Annotated in this window: 1 protein-coding gene; it reads left to right on the forward strand. The window is 57.7% G+C overall.

Going from position 1 to position 239, the window contains the following annotated elements; genetic code table 11:
• The coding region (locus KVT28_RS26655; RefSeq protein ID WP_217551314.1) for a hypothetical protein at nt 1–236 on the forward strand (236 nt) is incomplete at its 5' end.
• Nucleotides 237–239 lie beyond the last annotated feature (3 nt).

The raw sequence follows: 239 nt of genomic DNA on the forward strand, positions 1-239 counted from the left end.
TTTCTTGCCACGCGCTGCTGGAGAAACATATCAATGATGGCGCGGTGAAGGCGTTGCAGCTAGCTAGGGGCGATCTTCTGCCTCGCGCGCGAGTCGGAACCTGGTGCCTTGCATGCTCGGTTCTGGCATTTGTCAGCTCGAGGAAACACGACCAGGTGGACGAAGCGAAAGCCGCTGGCCTAACGACTTCCGATTTTCTGCGGATCACTGCGGGTGGAGGCAACCATGGCAGATAACGA

It is taken from the genome of Pantoea sp. GbtcB22 (genome assembly GCF_019091025.1).
GTDB classification, from domain to species: Bacteria; Pseudomonadota; Gammaproteobacteria; order Enterobacterales; family Enterobacteriaceae; genus Pantoea; species Pantoea leporis.